The following is a 23380-nucleotide window of genomic DNA, read 5'->3' as shown; positions in this document are numbered from 1 at the left end:
CATTGCTAATCATTATTACTAGTTAGATTTGAGAGTCTCATGAATTTATATTCACTATTGGAAAAAGGGTTTCCAAAAGATAAGAAAGCATGCGCTTTAGAAACGCATGATGGTTTGTATTACTCCTGGGCTGACCTTGAGGGCGCCACCGCTAAGATGGCAAATCTACTCAAGAGTCTGAAGCTGCCCGCTGGTTCTCGGGTTGCTGTCCAGGTTGAGAAATCACCCGAGGCTCTCTTTCTATATTTGGCTACGATTCGTGCAGGCTATGTATATCTGCCACTCAATACTGCCTATCAGGCTGCTGAAATCCAGTACTTTCTGGAGAATGCAGAGCCGGCTGTAGTGGTTTGCAGTAGCAAGAACTTTTCTTGGGTATCTAAGGTAGCTGCGAAAGCGGGTACCAAGCATGTCTTTACTCTTGATGAAAATCGTACAGGTACCTTACTTGAGCGTGCAGGTGGCTTGAGCGACAAGTTCACCACGGTCCCCGCTAAAGATGATGACCTCGCAGCCATTCTGTATACCTCAGGTACTACTGGCCGTAGCAAGGGTGCGATGCTGACGCATAAAAACTTGGGCAGTAATGCTCAGGTCTTGCAAAAATTCTGGGGCTGGAAAAAAGGTGATGTATTGCTACATGCATTGCCTATCTTCCATGTTCATGGATTATTTGTCGCAGCGCATGGAGCATTAATTAACGGTAGCAAAATGATTTGGCTGCCACGTTTAGATACGGCTCAATTGATTAAGCACATGCCTCAATCTACCGTGATGATGGGCGTACCTACCTTCTATGTACGTTTGTTGGCTGATAAAGGCTTTAATAAGAAGGTGGCGCGTAATATGCGCTTGTTCATTTCTGGTTCAGCACCATTGTTGACAGAAACATTTAATACTTTCAAGCAAGTGATTGGTCAGCCAATCCTAGAGCGCTACGGTATGAGTGAAACAGTGATGTTAGTTTCTAATCCGTATAAAGGTGCTCGCGTTGGCGGTTCTGTTGGCTTGCCATTGCCTGGCGTTAAGGTGCGCGTCGTGAATGAAAGCAATAAGCCATGCGGCGTTGATGAAATCGGTAGCATCCAGGTTAAAGGCCCAAATATATTTAAAGGCTACTGGCGCATGCCGGAGAAGACCGCAGAAGAATTTACTAAAGACGGTTGGTTCAAGACGGGCGACGTTGGACGTTGGGGTGGTGATGCCAATGGTGGCAAAGCTCCAAAAGACTACTTATGCATTGTTGGCCGTAGTAAAGACCTCATTATTTCTGGCGGCTACAACGTGTATCCAAAAGAGATCGAAGGCTTTATCGACGATATGGATGGTGTAGATGAGAGTGCCGTGATCGGCATTCCGCATCCAGACTTTGGCGAAGCTGTGATGGCGGTAGTAGTTCCTAAAGCGGGTGTGAAGTTAAATGCCGAGGCAATGATTGCAACGCTTAAAACTCAGATTGCTAACTTTAAGATTCCCAAGCGCTTAGAAATTGTTGCTGACTTACCGCGTAATGCAATGGGTAAAGTGCAAAAGAATATTTTGCGTCAGCAGTACACGCAGTAATTAGAAGCCAAATGCCTTGCGGCTTTCATTGAACATGAAGGCTGCAAGGAAAAACAACATGACACCGAAGATACGCTTGAGCTGAGCAACATTGAGCTTACGCGCCATCTTGGCTCCCAGCGGAGCAGTAAAAATGCTGACTGCCACGATGCAGGCAACCGCTGGCACATATACAAAACCTAAAGATCCTGCAGGTAGATTGGGGTAGTCCCAGCTGCCATACATATAGCCAATGGTTGCAGCTGCTGCAATCGGAAATCCTAAGCCAGAAGAGCTTGCCATGGCGACATGGGGTTTGACATTGCACCAGAGCATAAATGGCACTGTAATAAATGCGCCACCTGCACCAACTAGGCTAGCTAGACAGCCTGCAAAGCCCCCGAATGAAAATAATCCTAGGGCGCCAGGTAACTCACGGCCGGCGCCAGGTTTCTTATTCAGAATCATCTGAATAGATGTGTAGACAATAAAGATCGCAAAAAAGAGTGATAGCCATGAGGTGTTGAGTGCCTCAAAAATTTCACTACCACCAATGAGGCTTCCTGCAACCAATCCAGGGCTAAATGCTGCAACCAATTTCCAATCAATGGAGCCATGTTTGTGATGCGCCCAAATGGCAGAGGTTGTCGTAAAGAGAATGGTTGCCATCCCTGTGGCAATTGCCATATGCACGATGACGCTTTGATCAAAATTGAGGTGGTTAAATACCAAGATCATGAAGGGCACGAGGATCATGCCTCCACCGATGCCAAGAAGCCCCGCCAGAAAACCAGCGATGCTACCGCACAGCATGAGCATTGCAATATCAGTTAGTAACATGGATTCCCCGCCTTGGCCGCTAGGCCGTCATCCTGAACCCTAAGGTTCAAGGTGGAACGGCTACTCTGTTTCGGGTGCATTAAGTGTTTCAGGGAGTAACCAAGTCTAAGTTGGCACTGTGAATCAGCAAAACGCTCACGCCCACAAGGTAAAGATCGTTCCGGATGCATGCGCATCGGTTCAAGGAACTATTGGCCTTGGCGAACCAGGCAGGGAAAGGGTTTGCATCAAAGCATCAACCTGATCTTCAAGGGTGTGGATCTCTGCTTGCAGTCTTGCAACTTCATCAGAGCTCACATTAGAAGAAGGGCTTTGCTGCGATTCTTTTTGTAGCTTAATCAGGTCGCCAGCAATTTTAAGTGCAGCCATCATGCTGGCGCGTTCAATGCTACGATTGCCACCGCTAATAGCCAGTTGAATTTGCTCATCAACCAAGACGCAAGCAGCACGAAGTAAAGGCTCGTGCTCTACGCTCGTAGCGAGAGTAATTTTTTGCCCAGCTAGGGTTACTTCAATGCGTTGTTGGCTCACTATCATCCTCTGCGTTGGTAGGTGGAATAGCTTCGCCAAGTAAGTTCAGTTGGCGACCATCACTTTGCTCTGGTAGGCGACTCAAGATATGTTGAATGCGCTTCTGTGCACCCTCAATTTTTCCTTCAAGATGAACCCGGTTCTGCGATAGGTTTTTTACTGCATCAGAAACTAAGGCAATCTTTTCAGACAGGCGTTGAATAGATGCACTGAGGGCATCTAGACCTACATCGCCAGAGGAAAGAGGGTTTGGCTCATACATTCCACCATTGTAGCTTTTTGATCAAGCCTTGTGAAAACTCGCCCGAGGGCCCTTGATTATGGCCAGTAGTCTCAAAAGGTATATCTGGCTGTTAAGTAGTACGCTCTGCGGTCACTAGGGTAGTAGTAGTAATTGTTAGAAAATGATCCACTTGCGCCCTGGGTAGAGGTATAACCCCCGTAAGTTGCATACAAAGCATTGCCGACATTCTTGATTGTGAACTTAGTATCCCATCCCCCTGTTTTGTAATTTAAGTACACGTCACCGACAGTGTAGGAGGGCATCAATGCTAGAGAGTTATAAACGGTAGTGTTGGTTCCGGCATCGTAATGCTGAGTACTAACGTAGTTGACAATGCCACCAATTGACCAACTTTGGTCGATTAAATAGCTAGCTCTTGCATTCAAGAGTAAATCGGGGGTGACTGCAATTGATTGCCCCGTATATATTCCATCAGCATAGTATGAGCGCTGAAACTTCCCGCCGCCCGCCACACTAATGCGATTGGTGAGATTGACAGATGAATCAATCACCACACCCCGTCGATTGATGTTATTCGGGGAGTTGTAGTTAGCCCCCGTTATGGGGTTGTAAGTAATTTCATTTTGAGAAACAGAAGAGAATATGGAGCCATTTACTTTTAGACTTTGGAGCAACCAATTGCCTCCAAGCTCATAGGTCTGGGCAGTTTGAGGTCTCAAGATGCCATTAAAAACTTGCACACCTGTGGTTGGGTCAGAGCCCCAAAATTCATCAATATTAGGAAAGCGATACGATTGATTCCATTTTATGTAGAGATTTTGATTCTTTGCGTAATTGAAATTAAATGCGGCATCTCCAGCATTGGCTGAAAAAGTTTGGTTTGCATTCGAGGGGCCATCAGTTGAGCCGACGGCAGAGTAATAGGTATTTGCTTGCTGTGTTTGGCGTCTTGCGCCACCTGCAAAGCTGATACCTTTAGCAATTGGAACCTTGATTAGTCCATATACCGACTGATTCAATAGGGCAGCGTTTTGAATGTTATTGGTTTGACCGCTTGGATTGGTAATGTAGCCTTGTGGAATCATGTAGCTATTTAATTGATTTGAGCCATAGGAGCCAACAGATCCCTGTCCAGCTTTATTAAACTCATACCCCACAATCGTTGTGCCCAGGGGGCCAAAGTCAGCCTTCACCCGAGGCGAAAGATTGAGTTGCCAGCCAGAAAGCGTATTGTTGGTGTTTGACCATACTGGAAAACCGCTAGTGGTATTGATGGCTGCTGTCGTGTCATAAAAGGGGTAGTAATTAAACGAAGTTTTATTGGTATATGAAGTGTCTAGTTCCCCGATGTATCCCTTGGATAATTCTTTGGTTCCGCCAAAACGAAATCCCAAGTTATTGACGGTATTATTTGCGCCAATATTTTTGAAATAAGCCGATTGCGGATTTCCGCTCCCCACTTGTCCAATGACTGCGCCAGGAAGCTGTTGATTTGTATAGCCATAAAAGACGTCCGTATAGATTTTGTCTATCCCACCAAATTTCTGAATAACTTTCGCATCGAATGCATAAGCATTGGCTGCTGAATTTTGTCTCCATCCATTGGTATTGGAGCTATTAGCAGTCAGTTGATAGGTGGTATCTCGATATGTATCGCGAAGAATCGCATTGTTAATGAGAGTGTTGTAACTGCCATAGCTTGTGCTGGCTTGATTAAGCTTAGAGGTATTTCCATTGGTGATGATATTAATCACGCCACCGACTGCACCGTTACCATATTGAACGCTGGCGCCTCCTTGTAGGACCTCAATCCGCTCAATCGAATCTATCGGAATGGACTCCCACATAACCGATGATGAATCAATTGGGTTAATTCTTTGCCCATCAATCAATATCAGAGTGGTGCTTCCAGCGGTCATTCCGTAGCCACCCATATCAACTGTGGCATCTAGGTTAAGTTGACCCCCACCATTGATATTGCGGACATTGAGGCCGCCAATTTGAGAGAGAACATCGGGAATATTGTTTGATGTTGAACTGGATATCTCATCACGCGTAATCACTTTCACATTCGCGGGAACTTCATTCAGGTTTTCTTCGAAGCGCGAGCCGGTCACAACAACAGTGGACTGTGAACTTTGGGCAAATGCTAAAGATGGACTACTGATGGTAAAGAATGCGCCGCAGAATAAGGCGATCTTTTTCTTGCTGAACTGCTGTTTCATGACATGCTTCCTGTTATCGAATGCCTAGCTCACTTCCCCGTAAGCTGGGTCGAACAGAATTTCATGTGCAGGGGTTCGGGCGTCAATTGGGCGCAAGATCTTAGGACCAGGCGCTGTCATCGGCGCGCGAAGGTCCCCGTCCGCGAAATTCCACCTGTCTTGGCCGGTATCCGGGCTAGTAAATATCAGAATCTGGCCTTCCCATGCGATTGACGCGCACAGTGGCTTTGTCAGATTCCTGACGCCTAAAAAATGAGCAAAAGGCGTATTTACCTACCGTTGCGGGGGCAGCACACGTTTAGTGTTTCCCGTTTAACTCGATTGCAATGCAAAAGAGCACCACGACCAGTTGATTCTAGCCTAACTACAGTCCGTATTAGGGTTTTTATCTAATTTGGAGGGTAAAAAAGCCTACAATGGAGAGTCTAGGATTAAGGATTCATGACAGCATTAGATAAGCACCCCGAAAAAAACCTGATTCGTCTCCAGTTAAGTCAAAACTCTGTCTTAAAAAGCTTGAATCAGGATGCGATGGCTGAATTAGAGCGGCATTTAGAGATTTCCGATCTCAAAAAATCAGAGATTTTGCTCCATCAGGGCGATCATCAGATGGAACAATACTTTGTTTTAGATGGCATTTTGAAGCGCATTGTTTCTAGTGCCGATGCCAAAGAGATGATTCTGCGTTTTGCTATCGAAAAAGATATTGAAACCAGTTATGCTGCTTGGCGTCTCAAGACCGCTGCACCCTACAGTATTGCCTCTGTAACCAAGGCTCGAGTGGCTCGGATGCCCCTCAAGAAGTGGGCAGAATTCTTGGATCAGCATAGGTCCCTTAAAGAGAGCTTTGAGTTCGAAGTGATGCGCCTGATGAGCGAGATCATGGCTCACACCATTACCTTGCATATGCTCGATGCCCCAGGCCGGGTAGAGCGTTTTCTGCGTAAATACGAGGACTTATTTGAGCTGCTCCCTAAAAAGGAGTTGGCTGCCTATCTCAACCTCTCCCCCGAGACCTTGAGCCGCCTTAAAACGAAGCATAAAGAGCTATTTATCTAAGTTTTATGGGTTTGCGCTCCTTTAGGGGCCTGAATTCAGGGGAAATTGACCGAAGTCAATGATGAACCCTCACCCCGAGCCTAATATTCATTTCTGCCTAAGCGGGGACTAATACCCGTAGTGCGATTAATAACTTCATTGGAGACACTAGCGAAAGCTAAATTGCGTGGAACTATCACTTAGTGATGACTTGCAATTCATAAAAAAATCTATGACTACAGATAACCAAAACACACAACTAACTGATGGCTTCCATCTCGTCATTGACGCTTTAAAAGCAAATGACCTCGATACAATTTTTGGCTTAGTTGGTATTCCAATTACCGACCTCTGTCGTTTGGCTCAAGCTGAAGGCTTGCGCTTTATCGGTTTCCGTCATGAGCAGCATGCTGGTAACGCTGCAGCGATTGCTGGTTACATGACACAAAAGCCTGGTATTTGCATGACTGTTTCTGCCCCAGGTTTCTTGAATGGTTTAACAGCTCTGGCAAATGCAACTGTGAACTGTTTCCCAATGATTTTGATTTCTGGTTCAAGCGAGCGTGAGATCGTTGACTTGCAGCAGGGTGACTACGAAGAGATGGATCAGCTCAATGCTGCTAAGCCATATTGCAAAGCTGCATATCGTATTAATCACATTGAAGATATCGGCATTGGTTTTGCTCGTGCAATTCGTGCAGCAGTGTCTGGTCGTCCAGGCGGCGTGTACTTAGACTTGCCAGCACAGTTGCTTGCTCAAACAATGCCTGCTGATGAAGCCAAGAAATCGATTTTCAAAGTAATCGATCCAGTTCCACGTCAAATTCCTGCTGCTGATGCAGTGGCACGTGCTTTAGATGTATTGAAGGGTGCTAAGCGTCCATTGATTCTCTTGGGCAAAGGTGCTGCTTATGCACAAGCTGATAAAGAGATTCGTGATTTGATCGAAAAATCTGGCATCCCTTACTTGCCAATGTCGATGGCTAAAGGTTTATTACCTGATAACCATCCACAATCCGCTTCTGCAGCACGCTCATTTGTATTGGCTGAAGCTGATGCGGTGATGTTGGTTGGTGCACGTTTGAACTGGTTGCTAGCTCACGGTAAGGGTAAGACTTGGGGTAAAGATCCTAAGAAATTTATTCAGATCGATATTCAAGCAAACGAAGTGGATAGCAACGTACAAATTGCTGCCCCATTAATTGGTGATATTGGTTCATGCGTTAGCGAACTCTTAAAAGGTATTTCTGCAGTTCCTAAGCCAAGCGCTGAGTGGATTGCTGCAATCACTGAGAAGAAAGATAAGAACACTGCCAAGATGGCTGAGACGTTGGCAAAAGAAGCCAACCCAATGAACTTCCATGGCGCATTGCGTGTGATTCGTGATGTGATTAAGAAGAACCCAGATGTCAATTTGGTAAACGAAGGTGCAAACACCTTGGATTACTGCCGTGCGATCGTGGATATGTACAAGCCACGTAAGCGCTTTGACTCAGGTACTTGGGGAATTATGGGTATTGGCATGGGTTATGCCATTGGCGCTGCTGTAACGAGTGGCTTGCCAACAGTTGCAGTAGAAGGCGATAGCGCATTTGGCTTTAGCGGTATGGAGCTCGAAACCGTTTGCCGTTACAACCTGCCAATTACAACCGTTGTGTTTAACAACAATGGCGTATACCGTGGTACTGATGTCAATCCAACTGGCGGCGCTGATGTTGCTCCGACGGTTTTCGTTAAGGATGCGCGCTACGACAAGATGATTGAAGCGTTTGGAGGTGTTGGTTACTACGTAACGACCCCAGCAGAATTGGAAGCAGCGTTAACCGAAGCAATCGCTGCCGGTAAACCAGCTCTGATCAATGCGGTTATTGATGAAACTGCAGGTACTGAGAGTGGACGTTTGACGAACTTGAACCCATCTACAGCAGGAGCTAAGAAATAAGTATTAGAAGTAGTAATAAAAAGTTAATATTTTTGGACTAAATTAAGCAGCAAATAAGAAACACTTAAGGAGAAACAAACATGACTAAACCATTAGACGGTATTCGCATTATTGACTTCACACACGTACAAGCAGGTCCTGCATGTACTCAGTTGTTGGCATGGTACGGCGCTGACGTTATCAAAGTAGAGCGTCCAGGTTCTGGCGACGTAACTCGTAGCCAATTGCGCGATATTCCAGGTGCGGATGCTTTGTACTTCACTATGCTCAACGGTAACAAGCGTTCTTTGACTCTCGATACTAAGACTCAAGAAGGTAAAGAAGTTTTAGAGAAGATGATCAAAACCTCTGATGTGATGGTTGAGAACTTTGGTCCAGGCGCGTTAGATCGTATGGGCTTCTCTTGGAAGCGTATTCAAGAATTGAACCCAAAAATGATCATGGCTTCTGTAAAAGGCTTTAGCGATGGCCACTCATACGAAGACTTAAAAGTGTATGAGAACGTTGCTCAGTGTGCTGGTGGTGCCGCCTCTACAACAGGTTTCTGGGACGGTCCTCCTACTGTTTCTGCTGCTGCTTTGGGTGACTCTAATACTGGTATGCACTTGGCAATCGGCATCTTGACAGCATTGATGCAGCGTCAAAAAACTGGCAAAGGTCAAAAAGTTTCTTGCTCAATGCAAGATGCTGTATTGAACTTGTGCCGCGTCAAGTTGCGCGATCAACAACGTTTGGACAAAGTTGGTTACTTGGAAGAGTATCCACAGTACCCACATGGTTCATTCACTGACGTAGTTCCACGTGGTGGTAACGCTGGTGGCGGTGGTCAGCCAGGTTGGGTGTTGAAGTGTAAGGGTTGGGAAACAGATCCAAACGCATATATCTACTTCACTATTCAAGGCCATGCTTGGGAGCCAATTACTAAAGCTTTGGGTAAACCAGAGTGGGCAACAGATCCAGCCTATATGACTGCTGAAGCTCGTCAAGACAAGATTTTTGACATCTTCGCAACCATTGAAGATTGGCTCAAAGACAAGACTAAGTACGAAGCTGTGGATATCCTCCGCAAGTTCGATATTCCATGTGCTCCAGTTCTCTCAATGAAAGAATTGGCTGCTTCACCTGACCTGCGTAAGAGCGGTTCAATCGTTGAAGTGGATCACAAAGTACGCGGTAAGTATTTGACTATCGGTAGCCCAATCAAGTTCTCTGATTTGGAAATCGAAGTTGGTCCATCACCAGTATTGGGTGAGCATACTGATGAAGTGTTGGCTGACCTTGGCTATAGCGCTGATGACATCGCTAAGCTGCATACAGCTAAAGCAGTTTAAGAACGATAATTAATTAGCACTATCTTTAAGGCGCTCCTTGTGAGCGCCTTTTTTATCTTTAGATTGCATCTATGAATAAGAATATTGACTTAAGCCAATTGGTAGAGTGCGTGGGTGATGCGATCATTGTTGTCGATGCACATGAAAAAATTGTGATGTGGAATCCCGCAGCTACTCGTATCTTTGGGTATTCAGAAGCAGATGCTTTAGGTAACACCTTGGATTTGATTGTTCCAGAGCGCCAACGTCATAGACACAATGAGGGCTGCCGTAAGTCAATGGAAACCGGGATCACGCGTTACGGCACATCGCTATTAAAAGTGCCGGCGCTTCATCAGAATGGCAGCATGCTCTCAATCGCTTTTACGGTCGGGATGCTGTTTGATGAGCATCAAAAGGTGAGCGGGATTGTTGCCGTAATTAGGGATGAAACAGAGCGTTTTGCCGAAGAAAGGGCCTTGAAAAAGCGCATCCTAGAACTTGAAAACTCCCATTCTTAGGCTCAAATAGCATTTAAATAAGCTTCAAAGCAGGTAGTGCCCAAAAATTGGGCATAGACCATTTTGCTAAATTCCCCGCTGGTAAAATTGTCCCAATTCAAAATTTTCATTCTTATTAGGACTTAAACCATGGCAAAAGCACTAGAAGGGGTCAAAATCCTCGACTTTACGCACGTTCAATCGGGACCAACCTGTACACAGTTACTTGCTTGGTTTGGTGCAGACGTTATTAAGGTAGAAAAATCTGGCGAAGGGGATGCAACCCGCGGTCAACTGCGCGACATTCCAGATGCCGATAGCTTGTATTTCACTATGCTGAATCACAACAAGCGTTCCATCACTGTCAATACCAAGACTCAAAAGGGTAAAGAAATTCTAGAGCGCCTCATTAAAGAGTGTGACGTATTGGTTGAGAACTTCGCACCAGGCGCATTGGATCGTATGGGCTTTTCTTGGGAGCGGATTCAAGAGCTCAATCCCATGATGATCATGGCATCTGTGAAGGGCTTTGGTCCTGGCCCATACGAAGATTGCAAAGTGTATGAGAACGTTGCCCAATGTGCTGGTGGTTCCGCATCTACCACTGGTTTTGATGATGGTCCTCCCATGGTTACTGGCGCACAAATCGGTGACAGCGGTACTGGTTTACATTTGGCATTAGGTATCGTTACAGCTCTTTATCAGCGTACTCACTCTGGCCGCGGTCAAAAGGTCTTGGCAGCAATGCAAGATGCTGTATTGAACTTATGCCGCGTGAAGTTACGCGATCAACAACGCTTAGAGCGCAATGGCATCATGCAAGAGTACCCTCAGTTTCCGAACGGTGAGTTCGGTGAGTCTGTACCACGAGCTGGTAATGCCTCTGGTGGTGGTCAGCCTGGTTGGATTGTGAAATGCAAAGGCTGGGAAACCGATCCAAATGCCTACATATATGTAGTAGTTCAAGCCCCAGTGTGGGAGGCGATTTGCAAAGTGATCGGCCATGAAGATTGGATTACTGATGTGCGTTTCGCATCTCCAATGGCGCGCTTGCCGCACCTCATGGAGATCTTCGGTGAAATTGAGAAATGGACAATGACCAAGAGTAAGTTCGAAGTAATGGACATCTTGAATAAGTATGACGTTCCATGTGGCCCAATTTTATCCATGAAAGAAATCGCTGAGGAGCCTGCGCTGCGCGCTACAGGTACAGTGGTTGAGGTAGACCACCCAATTCGTGGCAAGTACCTGACTGTTGGAAACCCAATCAAGATGTCGGATAGCCCAACTGAAGTGACACGATCACCATTGCTTGGCGAACATACCGATGAGATTCTCAGTGAGTTAGGTTATTCCACTGATGAGTTGATTTCTCTCCGTCACGATAAGGTTATCTAACATGCGGGTTGCGTTGATTGGGAGTGCTGATTTTGGCAAGGCTGCATTAGAAGCTTTTTTAGAGCGTGGCGATGAGGTCGTAGCGGTTTTTTGTCCGCCAGACAATCCCAAATCAACTAAGCCAGAAGTCCTTAAAGAGGCAGCGCTTGCAAAGGGCTTAACTCCTTTGCAGTTCTCCTCTCTGAAGGGCCCTGACGCCGCTCAAGCCATGATTGATAGCGGTGCTGATATCTGTGTCATGGCTTATGTATTGCAGTTTGTGCCTCAAGAGCTTTGCAAAATACCAAAGCACGGCACGATCCAGTATCACCCATCACTCTTGCCAAAATATCGCGGCCCTAGCGCCATTAATTGGGCGATTGCTTTAGGCGAAGAGAAAACAGGTTTAACGATCTTCCGTCCATCTGATGGTTTGGATGAAGGCGAAGTGATTTTGCAAAAAGAGGTCGCTATCGGACCTGATGACACATTAGGAAAAATCTACTTTGATCATCTTTTCCCAATTGGTGTAAAAGCATTACTAGAGGCTGCTGACTTAGTGGTTGCTGGCAAGCATCAAGAGGTTGTTCAAGATGAATCGCTAGCAAACTATGAAGGTTGGTTTGATGCAAATGCTGCACAGATTCATTGGGCGACACATATCACCCAAATCTACAACCTCATCCGCGCTTGTAATCCAGCCCCTGGTGCATGGACCAAGTTCGGTGAACAAAAAGTACAGATCTATGATTGTCATAAGCATGTGGTTGCGACTTTTGGAGCTGTCAAAGGCAAGCCGGGTGAAGTAACTCAGATCACTTTAGATTCATTCTTCATCGCCTGCCATGGTGGGCAGATTGAGGTCCTCAAGGCTAAAGGTGCTGCAGGCAAAGTCTCTGGTGCCGAGTTGGCTAAAGAACTGAGTCTACAAGTAGGCCAGTTCTTTACGCTGTAGATCTTCTTCTAGAGTGCTTGCTTAATCTAGTAATGACTAATAAATCCATATCAGAGTGTGCGGGCGAGGTACAGTCTGGAACGCCATCCCCTCAAGTAGAGGGTGTAAAAGAAGATCAAGCTGAAATGATTTCTGACTCTGAGGCTCTCACTGGGAGCGCAGCCAACAACACCAGAAGATCTGGACTTAGTAAGCGTGAAATTATGGAAGAATTATCTCGCCAACGATTTCCTTGGGATGAGTAAGCCCCGACTAGCCTAGAAATTAGATCTCTAGGTTGTCAATCAAGCGGGTTTTACCTAGCTTAGCCGCAGTGAGAATGACGAGTGGCTCACCAGCCTGAAGACTTTCATTGGAAGCTGGTGCTAAGTCACTTTGCTGACGAATGGCGATGTAATCAGGCTGCCAGCCACGTCCAGTTAGAGAGGCAACAGCAAGCTTTTCAATTTCAGAAAGAGACTTTGTGTCACGCACATTTAAATCGAGGACTTGTTGACGTGCCTCTTTTAATGTTTTCATTAGCTCAGGCGCCTCTGCTCGTTCTTCAGTCGAGAGGTAGCCATTACGGGAGGAGAGGGCGAGTCCATCATCAGCGCGAATGGTTTCACCAGGAACAATCTCCACCGGCAAGGCAAACTGTTTTGCCATTCTTCGAATAATCATCAGCTGTTGATAATCTTTTTTACCGAATACAGCAACCTTGGGCTGTACGCAAGAGAACAGTTTCAATACAACCGTGCAAACCCCTTTAAAGAATCCTGGGCGGAATTCACCCTCAAGGATATCGCCTAATTGCTGGGGAGGATCTACTCGATACTCTTGTGGCTGAGGATAGAGATCACGTTCAGTGGGTGCAAAGAGGATGTAAACACCTTCTTTTTCTAGCTTCTCGATATCGGCTTGCATCGTACGTGGATAGCTATCAAAGTCTTCGTTCGGACCAAACTGCAAGCGGTTTACAAAGATGCTGGCAACGACTGGGTCGCCATGTTGTCTTGCAAGACGCATGAGTGATAAATGACCCTCATGCAGGTTTCCCATGGTCGGTACAAATGAAGCGCGGTTCTGGCCGCGCAAATGGTCGCGCAACTCCTGAATGTCGCTAATGATTTTCATGCAACAGGCGTGTAGGCGAGCCGGACGTAAATTGGCGCATAGGGCTCGGCTTGAGTAATCTCAATTAAAGCTTCGCGTGAGAGTTCTAGCATGGCAATAAAGTTCACAATCACTACTGGAATACCATTGCCAGATTTAATAGCCTCTTCAAATAACTCACTAAACTCAATAAACTTTGTGCTTTGTAGGCGACGCAAAATACGCGTCATAAAGTCACGTACGGATAATTCTTCACGAGTAATGGTGTGATGCTGATTGAGTTTGGCACGGTGCAGAACATCACGCCAAGCCATTTGTAAGTCATCTAGATTGACTTCTGGCCAAGTAATAGCAACGGTAGTGTCTACAAAGCCATGAGCTACCTGGAAGTCACGGCCTTGTTGTGGAATTTGATCAAGCTCTTGAGCTGCAAGTTTCATGCGCTCGTACTCTAAGAGGCGGCGTACTAATTCTGCACGTGGATCTTCTACTTCCTCTTCGCTGTCTGCCTTCTTCATTGGCAGTAGCATGCGCGATTTAATTTCAATCAACATTGCCGCCATCAGCAAATACTCGGCAGCAAGTTCAAGATTGGAATGGCGAATCTGATCAATGTAGCTCAAGTACTGTTGAGTAACCTGCGCCATTGGAATATCAAGTACGTTGAAATTCTGTTTGCGAATGAGATACAGCAAAAGATCTAAAGGACCTTCAAATGCTTCTAGAAAAACTTCTAGTGCATCTGGCGGAATGTAAAGATCCGTTGGTAATTTAAATAATGGCTCGCCATAGAGCTTGGCGAATGCTTCCGACATCCCATCAGTGACTGACGGGGTGCTATCTAGTAAATCGGATATTGGCTGAGTGCTGGGCTCAGTCATTCGAATAAACATAAGCGCGTTGTTTTAATTTGGCAGCTTTAGCGCGACGCTGATCTTCAACGCTTAATGGCTCTTTGTCCCACAGGAGGGCGCGACCAGCCTGCTGCTCTGCCTCGAGATTAGGCTTCTCAGATTTGAGCTCATTTAAGAACTGGGTGAATTCAGATTGATATCTTGCCATGGTATTTCCTAAAATACTCAATAAATTCAACAACTTATGGAGATTAATGCCAAAAGTCATCTATGGACTACGACCACCATTATAGGTGCTTTTCAGGGCTATTTTTACAAGTTTGCGGCTAGTAAAGCCTCAATTTGAGGAGCTTCTACCCGGGTCATGAGGTGCTTATATGCCTTGATTGGGTTTTTACTCGAAAGCGGCTGATTGATATCGCCCCAGGATTGTGGCGGCAACGACAGAAATTCTTCTACGCCAGTAGCAACTTGTGGAATCACTGGTTTGAGATAAAGGCTGAGCATGCGGAATGCTTCTAAGGTAACGCTGCAAACTCGTTGCAAGTCGGCCTCACGCTCAGGATCTTTAGCGATTTCCCAAGGCTTATTCTCATCTACAAAGCCATTGACCTTATCAGCAAGCTCCATGATGTTGCGTAATGCCTTGGCATATTCACGCCCTTCATAGAGCTCTGCAATTTTTTCACTGGATGCAGCAATTTCTTTGAGTAGAGGTGTGTTCATCGCTTCGTCAGATACAACACCACCAAAACGTTTTACCAAGAAGCCAGCACTGCGGCTAGCAATATTGATGTACTTGCCTAACAAATCACTATTTACTCGCGCAACAAAGTCTTGCAGATTTAAATCTAAATCTTCCATGCTGTCATTGAGCTTAGTAGCGAAGTAATAGCGGAACCACTCAGGGTTGAAGCCGCACTCAATCACACTATTCGCGGATATTAATGTGCCGCGTGATTTACTCATCTTCTCGCCATCAACCGTTAAGAAGCCATGTGCAAATACATTGGTAGGAGTGCGGTAGCCAGAAAACTTCAAGGTTGCTGGCCAGAATAAAGTGTGGAAATACAAAATATCTTTGCCAATGAAATGGTATTGCTCAGTAGTCGTATCTGGCTTAACCCACTCATCAAAATTGAGACCTTTAGCCTGGCAGTAATTGAGAAAGCTAGCGTAGTAACCAATGGGGGCATCAAGCCAGACATAGAAGTACTTGCCTGGGGCGTCGGGGATCTCAAAGCCGAAATAGGGGGCATCACGGGAGATATCCCAGTCGCCCAGCTTGCTTTCGCCTGGCTGGCCAACCCACTCTTTCATCTTATTGCGGGCTTCCGGTTGCAAAGGCGTTTTAACTTGAGTCCATTCGCGCAAAAATTCCTCGCAGCGTGGATCAGATAATTTAAAGAAATAGTGATCAGAAATCTTTTTGATCGGCGTCGCACCGCTTACTACAGAAAAGGGGTTCTTTAAATCAGTGGGCGAGTAAGTAGCGCCACATTTTTCACAGTTGTCACCGTATTGATCTTTAGCGCCGCACTTAGGACATTCACCTTTAATGAAGCGGTCCGGCAAAAACATTTCTTTGACGGGATCATAAGCCTGTTCAATCGCACGCTTCTCAATCAGTCCGGCATCGCGTAACTTGAGGTAAATGCTCTGAGCCAGTTTTTCGTTCTCAGGGCTATCGGTGGTGTAGTAGTTATCAAAAGAAATCAGGAAGTTGTCAAAGTCGCGCTTATGTTCTTTCCAAACATTGGCGATTAATTCCTTTGGGGTAATACCTTCTTTTTCAGCGCGTAACATGATTGGGGTGCCATGGGTGTCATCTGCACCAACGTAATGAACCTCATGACCACGCATCCGTTGAAAGCGTACCCAAATATCGGTTTGCACGTACTCCACCAAATGGCCGATATGAATTTGACCATTGGCATAAGGTAGGGCTGAGGTGACAAGAAGGCGACGCTGGGAGCTGCTCATGTAATACGGACTTAAATAAGAAGGTTAAATTAGGGGTAATACGCAATTATGCAAGCTTGTGCAGTGATTTTAGTCTGCGGTTAAAGTAAACACCGCGAAGTTCCCGTAAATCTCGCTAAACTCCAATTTCTACTCGATTCAGAAAGCGTTTCATGGCCGTAAAACCCAATATTCAGATGTCTAGTGCCTCCGTGCCATTGGTGCATGAGGTGGAGATATTGGATGAGGCGGGCAGGAAAAAGCTGAGCCATATCCCTGGTGAGCGCTCATTGACCATCTACTTGGACAAGCGTGAGGTCGTTACTTTAATGACCCTAGGAAGTGCTCCTGAGGCCTTGGTGCTTGGGTATTTACGTAATCAGCGTTTGGTTGAGTCGCCGGACGATATTGAAAGTATTCAGGTTGACTGGGAGACCGACTCTGCAGCAGTCAAGACTCGCCGGAGCACTGTTGATATTGAGGCCCTGACCAGCAAGAGGGTGGTCACTACCGGTTGCGGCCAGGGCACCATGTTTGGTGGCCTTATGGAAGAAATGTCTGAGATTCGTTTGCCAGATGGACCCAAGTTATCCCAAGAGGCAATTGTTGCCTTGATTGACGCGATCCGGGTTCACGATTCAATCTATAAAAAGTCCGGCTCTGTTCATGCCTGCGCGGTATTTGAGAGAGAGGGCAATGATGGAGTTCGACTCCTCCACTTCATCGAGGATGTTGGTCGCCACAATGCAGTCGACTCAATTTCTGGTTTGATGTGGCTAGCCAATAAGCCCGGCAAAGATTTGATCTTTTTTACTACTGGCCGCTTAACTTCGGAGATGGTGATTAAGGGGGCTCAGATGGGCGTTCCCTTTCTGCTGACCCGCTCAGGAGTCACCCTGATGGGGTTAGAGCTGGCCCGTAAAACCAATCTCACCATCCTGTCCCGCTGCTCCGGAAAACACTTTGAGATCTACAATGCCCCTGAGCGGGTGATTTTTACCCAAAACAGCTAATTTTTAGGTCTTAGGCCCCGATAAATGGTGGCTTAGGTTGGCGAAGGTTTTACAATTCGCCCATGACTATTAAATCTGACCACTGGATCCGCCGCATGGGCGAACAAGGCATGATCAGCCCGTTCGAGCCTGGACAAATTCGACAAGACGCTACTGGCAACAAAATTGTTAGTTATGGCACATCAAGCTATGGCTATGACATTCGTTGCGCAGATGAATTCAAGATTTTTACGAACATCAACAGCACGATTGTTGATCCAAAGAATTTCGATGAACAATCCTTTGTTGATTTCAAGGGTGATGTTTGCATCATTCCGCCAAATTCATTTGCCTTGGCCAGAACCGTAGAGTATTTCAAGATTCCACGCAGCGTATTAACTGTTTGCGTTGGTAAGAGTACGTATGCGCGTTGCGGCATTATTGTGAACGTCACTCCATTCGAGCCCGAGTGGGAAGGTTATGTCACTTTAGAGTTTTCTAACACCACACCATTGCCGGCAAAGATTTATGCGGGCGAGGGATGTGCGCAAGTTCTCTTCTTTGAGAGCGATGAGGTCTGTGGCACATCATATAAAGATCGCGGCGGTAAGTATCAAGGTCAGCGGGGCGTAACCCTGCCCAAGACCTAAGTTATTCACGGTAGTGCGTAAATTTCTTATCAATCGCCGCCCTGCGCGTATTGACTTAGATGAATACCGCGCAACCCTTACGCGATCTGAAGTAGCGCGCCCAGAAAACAATTTCTACCACTGGCTTTTAGGTACAAGCTGGGCTAGCTTCTTGCTGCTGGTCATCGCGGTCTATCTAGGCGCCAATCTTTTATTTGCATTCGCCTATCTCGCTTGTGGTGATGGCGCAATTACTCATGCTCAGCCTGGCTCGCTCTTGGATGTTTTTTTCTTTAGTGTGCAAACCATGGCAACGATTGGTTATGGTCGGATGACACCAGTGGGTTCTTGGCCAAACGCGATTGTGACCTTCGAGGCATTTTTCGGAATTGTCTATTCTGCTTTAACAACGGGTTTAGCCTTCGCGCGCTTTACAAGGCCTACTGCTGGAGTACGTTTCTCTAAGGTGGCGGTAGTGGGCAATCACGATGGTATTAAGACATTGAAGTTCAGGGTTGCCAATGATCGTAGCTCTCATATTGTTGAGGCCCAACTTCGACTGTGGCTCATTGCTGAGAGTATGACCTCAGAGGGCGAGCGCTATCGTCGATCAGTGGAGCTACCCTTACATCGCTCTGAAAGTCCGGTCTTTTCTTTGACCTGGATGGCGATGCATAGCATTGATGAGACCAGCGCGCTAAATGACTATTTGGGTAATAGTGCCCTCAATGGCAATTGGCACCTATTGATTACCTTTACTGGCTACCATGAGAGCCTTGCAAACCAGGTTTATGCCCGCCATGTTTACTTACCTGGAGATGTCCAGCAAAATGCGACATTTGTCGATATAGTCACGGTTTCGCCGGATGGAGGTCGGGTAATTGACCTTACCAATTTTGAGAAGTGGGTTCCGAATGCATCGGACCGTATAGCAGGGGAGTTTTTATGAAATTTCGTTTCCCAATCATCATCATTGATGAGGACTTTCGTTCCGAAAATATTTCGGGTTCGGGTATTCGCGACCTTGCCGAGGCAATTGAGCAGGAAGGCATGGAAGTCATTGGCTTAACAAGCTATGGCGACCTGACCTCTTTTGCGCAACAGGCTTCCCGCGCGTCCTCGTTCATCGTTTCGATTGATGATGAAGAATTTGACTCTGATTCTGAAGATCATGATTTGCCGGCCCTGAATAATTTACGCGCTTTTATTACTGAAGTACGTAAACGGAATGAAGACATTCCAATCTTCTTATACGGCGAGACTCGTACCTCACGTCATATGCCAAATGACATCTTGCGTGAGTTGCACGGTTTCATTCATATGAATGAAGACACCCCAGAATTTGTAGCGCGCCACATTATTCGTGAAGCAAAGGTATATCTTGATTCTTTGGCGCCACCATTCTTTCGCGCATTAACGAATTACGCCTCTGAAGGGTCTTATTCCTGGCATTGCCCCGGTCACTCAGGTGGTGTTGCCTTCTTAAAGAGTCCAGTAGGCCGAATGTTCCATCAGTTCTTTGGTGAGAACATGCTACGGGCTGACGTTTGTAATGCTGTAGAGGAGCTTGGTCAGCTGCTAGACCATACTGGCCCAGTACTACAGAGCGAGCGCAATGCTGCCCGCATCTTTAATGCCGACCATTTGTTCTTTGTTACTAATGGCACATCTACATCTAACAAAATTGTTTGGCACTCTACAGTTGCTCCTGGCGACGTAGTGCTGGTAGATCGCAATTGCCATAAATCGGTGATTCATTCGATCACCATGATGGGCGCGATTCCGATTTTCTTAATGCCAACTCGTAATCACCTTGGCATTATTGGCCCTATTCCGAAAGAAGAGTTTGAGTGGGCCAATATCAAGAAGAAGATTGATGCAAATCCATTTATTAAGAATAAAAATGTAGTGCCGCGCGTAATGACGCTAACTCAGAGTACCTATGACGGTATTGTCTATAACGTCGAGATGATCAAAGAGATGCTGGATGGCAAAGTTGACTCATTGCATTTTGACGAAGCCTGGTTGCCGCATGCTGCATTCCATCCTTTCTATAAAGACATGCATGCCATTGGCTCTGATCGCAAACGTACCCAGAAGAGTTTGATGTTTGCGACCCAGTCGACCCATAAGCTCTTAGCTGGTCTGTCACAAGCTTCACAGGTATTGGTTCAAGACGCTGAAGAGACGAAGTTGGATCGCGATTGTTTCAACGAAGCGTATTTAATGCACACCTCTACTAGCCCACAGTACGCCATTATTGCTTCCTGTGACGTTTCTGCTGCCATGATGGAATCACCTGGTGGTACTACTTTGGTGGAAGAGTCGATTGCAGAAGCAATGGACTTCCGTCGTGCGATGCGTGAGGTAGATGACAAGTTTGGCGCCGATTGGTGGTTCAAAGTTTGGGGCCCAGATCATTTGGCGGAAGAGGGTATTGGCGAACGTTCAGACTGGATTTTAGAGCCCAATGCCTCATGGCACGATTTTGGTAAGTTAGCTAAAGACTTCAATATGCTGGATCCAATTAAGGCTACGGTAGTTACGCCGGGATTGGATATCGAGGGCCACTTTGGTTCAATGGGTATCCCTGCAAGCATTGTGACTAAGTATCTTGCTGAACATGGAGTGATTGTTGAGAAGTGCGGTCTGTACTCTTTCTTCATTATGTTTACGATCGGCATTACTAAGGGTCGTTGGAATACGCTCGTAACTGAACTGCAGCAATTCAAAGATCACTTTGATAAGAATGCGCCTTTGTGGAAAGTGCTTCCCGAGTTTGTTGCGAAGCACCCACGCTATGAGCGCGTCGGCCTGAAAGATATTTGTCAGCAGATCCATGAGTTCTATAAGGGCCGTGATGTAGCTCGCATGACTACTGAAATGTATACCTCCGATATGGTCCCAGCCATGATGCCTTCAGAAGCTTGGGCCAAGATGGCGCATAAAGAAGTTGATCGTGTGCCGCTTGATAAGTTAGAGGGGCGCGTAACTGCAATGCTGGTAACGCCATACCCGCCAGGTATTCCACTACTGATCCCTGGTGAGCGTTTTAATAAGCGCATCGTTGACTATCTCTACTTCGCAAGAGACTTCAATGAGAAGTTCCCAGGCTTTGAAACCGATATTCATGGCCTAGTGAAGGTGGATGTCGATGGACGCAGTGAATACTACGTCGATTGCGTCAGACAAGAGCGCGATATTACGCTTTAAAGTTTCTTGAGGCTTGAGTGAAAAATGCCCTGCAGAAGCGGGGCATTTTTATTTAACTGGCTTATCAAGCTGAAAGCTCACCGGCGCATCTTCATCTACCTTGCTGGGCGACTCTGATTTGGATTCTTCAGTGTCTGTAAAGTTAAAGTCCTGGCTTTGAACAACGGCTGCCGGTTTATCCAGTAGTGTGGTCACCAGTGCAGGGAAGGCAATCACCACTGCCACCATGATGAGCTGCAATCCCACCCATGGCAATGCTCCCCAATAGATATCGCTGCTCTTCACCTCTTTTGGTGCTACACCCCTAAGGTAGAAAAGAGCAAAACCAAATGGAGGGTGCATGAATGAGGTTTGCATGTTGACGCAGAGCATCACGCCAAACCAGACAAGTGCGGCACTAGCTGCAGCCTGTGGATTTCCATTCATAGTATCCAGTAGAACGGGTGACAGTAATTTCACAGCTACTGGCGCAAGCATTGGCACGATGATGAAGGCGATTTCAAAGAAGTCTAAGAAGAATGCCAAGAAAAAGACGAAGAGGTTAACGATAATTAAGAAGCCAACCCAGCCACCAGACAAATCCGCAAAGAGTGCCTCAACCCATTGCCCACCATCTACCCCCTGAAACACTACTGAGAAACAAGTTGAGCCAATCAAAATAAAGACCACCATCGCAGTAATGCGCATCGTGTTTTGATAAGCCTCCTGAATTAACCCTCTCAGGTTCGGAATACTGGCTCTGCGCAGCCAAGCTAAAAGGAGGGCGCCCATTGCACCCATGGCACCAGATTCTGTTGGGGTTGCAATACCAGTCATGATGGTACCAAGGACTAAAAAGATGAGCACTGCAGAGGGAATGATTCCCATCAGACATTTTTTCCAGAGTGCCCACCCCTTGAGAGTCAGTTCGCTTTCAGGAACTGCTGGCAAATAGTCTGGTCGAATACGGCTTAAGAGAAATGTATAGAGGGCAAAGAGGGCGATCTGGAGTAGTGATGGTCCCCAAGCACCAAGATACATACTGCCCACATCAGCGCTACCACTTTGAGTCTTGAGTTGATCTGCCAACACAATGAGAACAAGAGATGGCGGCACTAATTGGGTAATCGTGCCAGAGGCTGCTAGAACACCTGTGGCATAGCGCATGTTGTAGCCATAGCGCATCATGACTGGAAGAGCAATCATTGCCATAGCAATGACCTGAGCAGCCACGGTGCCAGTAATAGCACCGAGAATAAACCCAACAATGATGACGGAATAGCCTAGACCACCTCGAATTCTGCCAAAGAGTTGACCCATGGAGTCCAGCATCTCTTCAGCAAGGCCGCAGCGTTCAAGAATGGCGCCCATAAAAGTGAAGAATGGAATCGCCAGAAGTAGATCATTTGCTAGAACGCTGCCAAAGATGCGCTGCGGAATGGCTTGCAAAAATGGCATACCAAAAAAGCCTTCGCTGATAGCAATGACTGAGAAGAATAAGGCAGTAGCCATTAAGGAGAAAGCTACGGGGAAGCCAATCAGCATAAAGACGATCAGGCCGCCAAACATCAGGGGAGGCATCCACTCCAATGAAATCATTGCATTGGCTTTTCGTAACGAAGATCTTCAGCGGGCAAAGTCATTTCGCCTTTGAGTGCGCCAATTCGTTTGATGATTTCTGAGAGGCCTTGCAAGCTCAGCATGAAAAAACCAAACGGTACAACAAATTTGATGGGGTAACGCGCTAAGCCGCCAGAATTGGAAGAGTGTTCCATGACTAACCAGGATGGATAAAAAAGAGTCGTCCAGGAGAGCCAGGTAAATAAAATACAAGCTGGCATTAAGAACAAAATAAAGCCAAATAAATCTACCCAAATACGACCACGATCTGACAGACGTGAGTAAATTAAATCTACTCGGACATGCTCATTGCGTTTGAGTGTGTAGGCTGTGCCTAACATGACTGCGGCACTAAATAAATACCATTGCAGCTCAAGAGGCCAGTTATTGCTGATATCTAAGCCATAGCGAAGCAGGGCATTAGCTGCTGATACCACGCAAGACAGTAGGATCATGATGCTGGCCGCTTTGCCCAGCAGTTGGTTTACGCGATCAATACCCGCAGATAGCTTGGACCAAAACCCCATGCGAT

At 46.4% G+C, this 23380-nt stretch carries 21 protein-coding genes, 1 other RNA gene, 1 pseudogene and 1 riboswitch; of the genes and pseudogenes, 12 read left to right on the top strand and 11 right to left on the bottom strand.

From position 1 onward, the window contains the following. Window positions 1-39: 39 nt before the first annotated feature. Window positions 40-1563 (top strand): malonyl-CoA synthase, encoded by a 1524-nt coding sequence (locus ICN13_RS09370; protein ID WP_216140083.1) that lies wholly within the window; start codon window positions 40-42, stop codon window positions 1561-1563. Here ICN13_RS09370 and ICN13_RS09365 read toward each other — a convergent pair whose 3' ends face one another. From ICN13_RS09365 to ICN13_RS09345, 5 genes and pseudogenes are all read right to left on the bottom strand, one after another. Then, window positions 1564-2382: a sulfite exporter TauE/SafE family protein gene (locus ICN13_RS09365; protein WP_216140082.1), complete on the bottom strand. Its 819-nt coding sequence runs from the start codon at window positions 2380-2382 to the stop codon at window positions 1564-1566. Continuing rightward, window positions 2383-2601: non-coding RNA, 6S RNA (gene ssrS / locus ICN13_RS09360), on the bottom strand. 99 nt (window positions 2602-2700) lie between these two features. Beyond that, a pseudogene (locus tag ICN13_RS10235) lies at window positions 2701-2919 on the bottom strand (cell division protein ZapA); the annotation flags it as partial. Then, window positions 2894-3175, bottom strand: a complete 282-nt coding sequence (locus ICN13_RS09350) for a hypothetical protein (protein ID WP_216140081.1) — start codon at window positions 3173-3175, stop codon at window positions 2894-2896. The pseudogene ICN13_RS10235 and the gene ICN13_RS09350, both read right to left, overlap by 26 nt. A gap of 71 nt (window positions 3176-3246) precedes the next feature. After that, window positions 3247-5382, bottom strand: coding sequence for a TonB-dependent receptor (locus ICN13_RS09345; RefSeq protein WP_216140080.1), 2136 nt, complete (start codon window positions 5380-5382; stop codon window positions 3247-3249). A 143-nt stretch (window positions 5383-5525) separates the two neighbouring features. Further along, window positions 5526-5741: riboswitch (cobalamin riboswitch) on the bottom strand. An 82-nt stretch (window positions 5742-5823) separates the two neighbouring features. Between ICN13_RS09345 and ICN13_RS09340 the strand changes: the two genes are divergently transcribed. The 7 genes from ICN13_RS09340 (at window position 5824) to ICN13_RS09310 (ending at window position 12749) form a co-directional block, all read left to right on the top strand. Next, on the top strand, window positions 5824-6441 hold the full coding sequence (locus tag ICN13_RS09340; protein WP_216140079.1) for a Crp/Fnr family transcriptional regulator: 618 nt from the start codon (window positions 5824-5826) through the stop codon (window positions 6439-6441). Window positions 6442-6652: 211 nt separating this feature from the next. Continuing rightward, window positions 6653-8362: an oxalyl-CoA decarboxylase gene (gene oxc, locus ICN13_RS09335; protein ID WP_216140078.1), complete on the top strand. Its 1710-nt coding sequence runs from the start codon at window positions 6653-6655 to the stop codon at window positions 8360-8362. Window positions 8363-8442: 80 nt separating this feature from the next. Beyond that, a complete protein-coding gene (gene frc, locus ICN13_RS09330; RefSeq protein ID WP_216140077.1) occupies window positions 8443-9693 on the top strand; it encodes a formyl-CoA transferase in 1251 nt (416 codons plus the stop codon). 71 nt (window positions 9694-9764) lie between these two features. Beyond that, a complete protein-coding gene (locus tag ICN13_RS09325; RefSeq protein WP_216140076.1) occupies window positions 9765-10193 on the top strand; it encodes a PAS domain S-box protein in 429 nt (142 codons plus the stop codon). A gap of 129 nt (window positions 10194-10322) precedes the next feature. After that, on the top strand, window positions 10323-11570 hold the full coding sequence (gene frc, locus ICN13_RS09320; RefSeq protein WP_216140075.1) for a formyl-CoA transferase: 1248 nt from the start codon (window positions 10323-10325) through the stop codon (window positions 11568-11570). Between the two features lies 1 nt (window position 11571). Then, window positions 11572-12504 carry a methionyl-tRNA formyltransferase gene (locus ICN13_RS09315; protein WP_216140074.1) on the top strand — a complete coding sequence of 311 codons (933 nt, stop codon included), beginning with the start codon at window positions 11572-11574 and terminating at the stop codon, window positions 12502-12504. 32 nt (window positions 12505-12536) lie between these two features. Then, window positions 12537-12749 (top strand): hypothetical protein, encoded by a 213-nt coding sequence (locus ICN13_RS09310; RefSeq protein ID WP_216140073.1) that lies wholly within the window; start codon window positions 12537-12539, stop codon window positions 12747-12749. Between the two features lie 19 nt (window positions 12750-12768). Here ICN13_RS09310 and panC read toward each other — a convergent pair whose 3' ends face one another. From panC to metG, 4 genes are all read right to left on the bottom strand, one after another. Continuing rightward, a complete protein-coding gene (panC, locus tag ICN13_RS09305) occupies window positions 12769-13620 on the bottom strand; it encodes a pantoate--beta-alanine ligase (protein ID WP_216140072.1) in 852 nt (283 codons plus the stop codon). After that, on the bottom strand, window positions 13617-14480 hold the full coding sequence (locus ICN13_RS09300; RefSeq protein ID WP_216140123.1) for a ScpA family protein: 864 nt from the start codon (window positions 14478-14480) through the stop codon (window positions 13617-13619). The genes panC and ICN13_RS09300 overlap by 4 nt, the downstream gene beginning before the upstream one ends. Continuing rightward, window positions 14473-14661, bottom strand: coding sequence for a DUF3460 family protein (locus ICN13_RS09295; protein WP_216140071.1), 189 nt, complete (start codon window positions 14659-14661; stop codon window positions 14473-14475). The genes ICN13_RS09300 and ICN13_RS09295 overlap by 8 nt, the downstream gene beginning before the upstream one ends. 104 nt (window positions 14662-14765) lie before the next feature. Beyond that, window positions 14766-16436: a methionine--tRNA ligase gene (gene metG / locus ICN13_RS09290; protein WP_216140070.1), complete on the bottom strand. Its 1671-nt coding sequence runs from the start codon at window positions 16434-16436 to the stop codon at window positions 14766-14768. 152 nt (window positions 16437-16588) lie between these two features. Between metG and ICN13_RS09285 the strand changes: the two genes are divergently transcribed. The 4 genes from ICN13_RS09285 (at window position 16589) to ICN13_RS09270 (ending at window position 21249) form a co-directional block, all read left to right on the top strand. Beyond that, complete coding sequence (locus ICN13_RS09285; protein ID WP_216140069.1) at window positions 16589-17428, top strand: formate dehydrogenase accessory sulfurtransferase FdhD; 840 nt, start codon at window positions 16589-16591, stop codon at window positions 17426-17428. Between the two features lie 62 nt (window positions 17429-17490). Further along, window positions 17491-18057 (top strand): dCTP deaminase, encoded by a 567-nt coding sequence (gene dcd / locus ICN13_RS09280; protein WP_216140068.1) that lies wholly within the window; start codon window positions 17491-17493, stop codon window positions 18055-18057. A gap of 13 nt (window positions 18058-18070) precedes the next feature. After that, entirely contained in the window at window positions 18071-18985 is a 915-nt protein-coding gene (locus tag ICN13_RS09275; protein WP_216140067.1) for an ion channel, read from the top strand. Further along, a complete protein-coding gene (locus tag ICN13_RS09270; protein ID WP_216140066.1) occupies window positions 18982-21249 on the top strand; it encodes an arginine/lysine/ornithine decarboxylase in 2268 nt (755 codons plus the stop codon). Before ICN13_RS09275 ends, ICN13_RS09270 begins: the two co-directional genes overlap by 4 nt. A gap of 48 nt (window positions 21250-21297) precedes the next feature. Here the strand turns inward: ICN13_RS09270 and ICN13_RS09265 are convergent, their stop codons facing one another. Next, window positions 21298-22827: a TRAP transporter large permease subunit gene (locus ICN13_RS09265; RefSeq protein WP_216140065.1), complete on the bottom strand. Its 1530-nt coding sequence runs from the start codon at window positions 22825-22827 to the stop codon at window positions 21298-21300. After that, window positions 22824-23375, bottom strand: coding sequence for a TRAP transporter small permease subunit (locus ICN13_RS09260; protein WP_216140064.1), 552 nt, complete (start codon window positions 23373-23375; stop codon window positions 22824-22826). Before ICN13_RS09260 ends, ICN13_RS09265 begins: the two co-directional genes overlap by 4 nt. Window positions 23376-23380: the final 5 nt, after the last annotated feature.

It is taken from the genome of Polynucleobacter sp. MWH-Berg-3C6, from assembly GCF_018881855.1.
Classification (GTDB): Bacteria; Pseudomonadota; Gammaproteobacteria; order Burkholderiales; family Burkholderiaceae; genus Polynucleobacter.
Note: the sequence above shows the minus strand (reverse complement) of the source record. Positions and strands in the feature narration are given on the sequence as shown.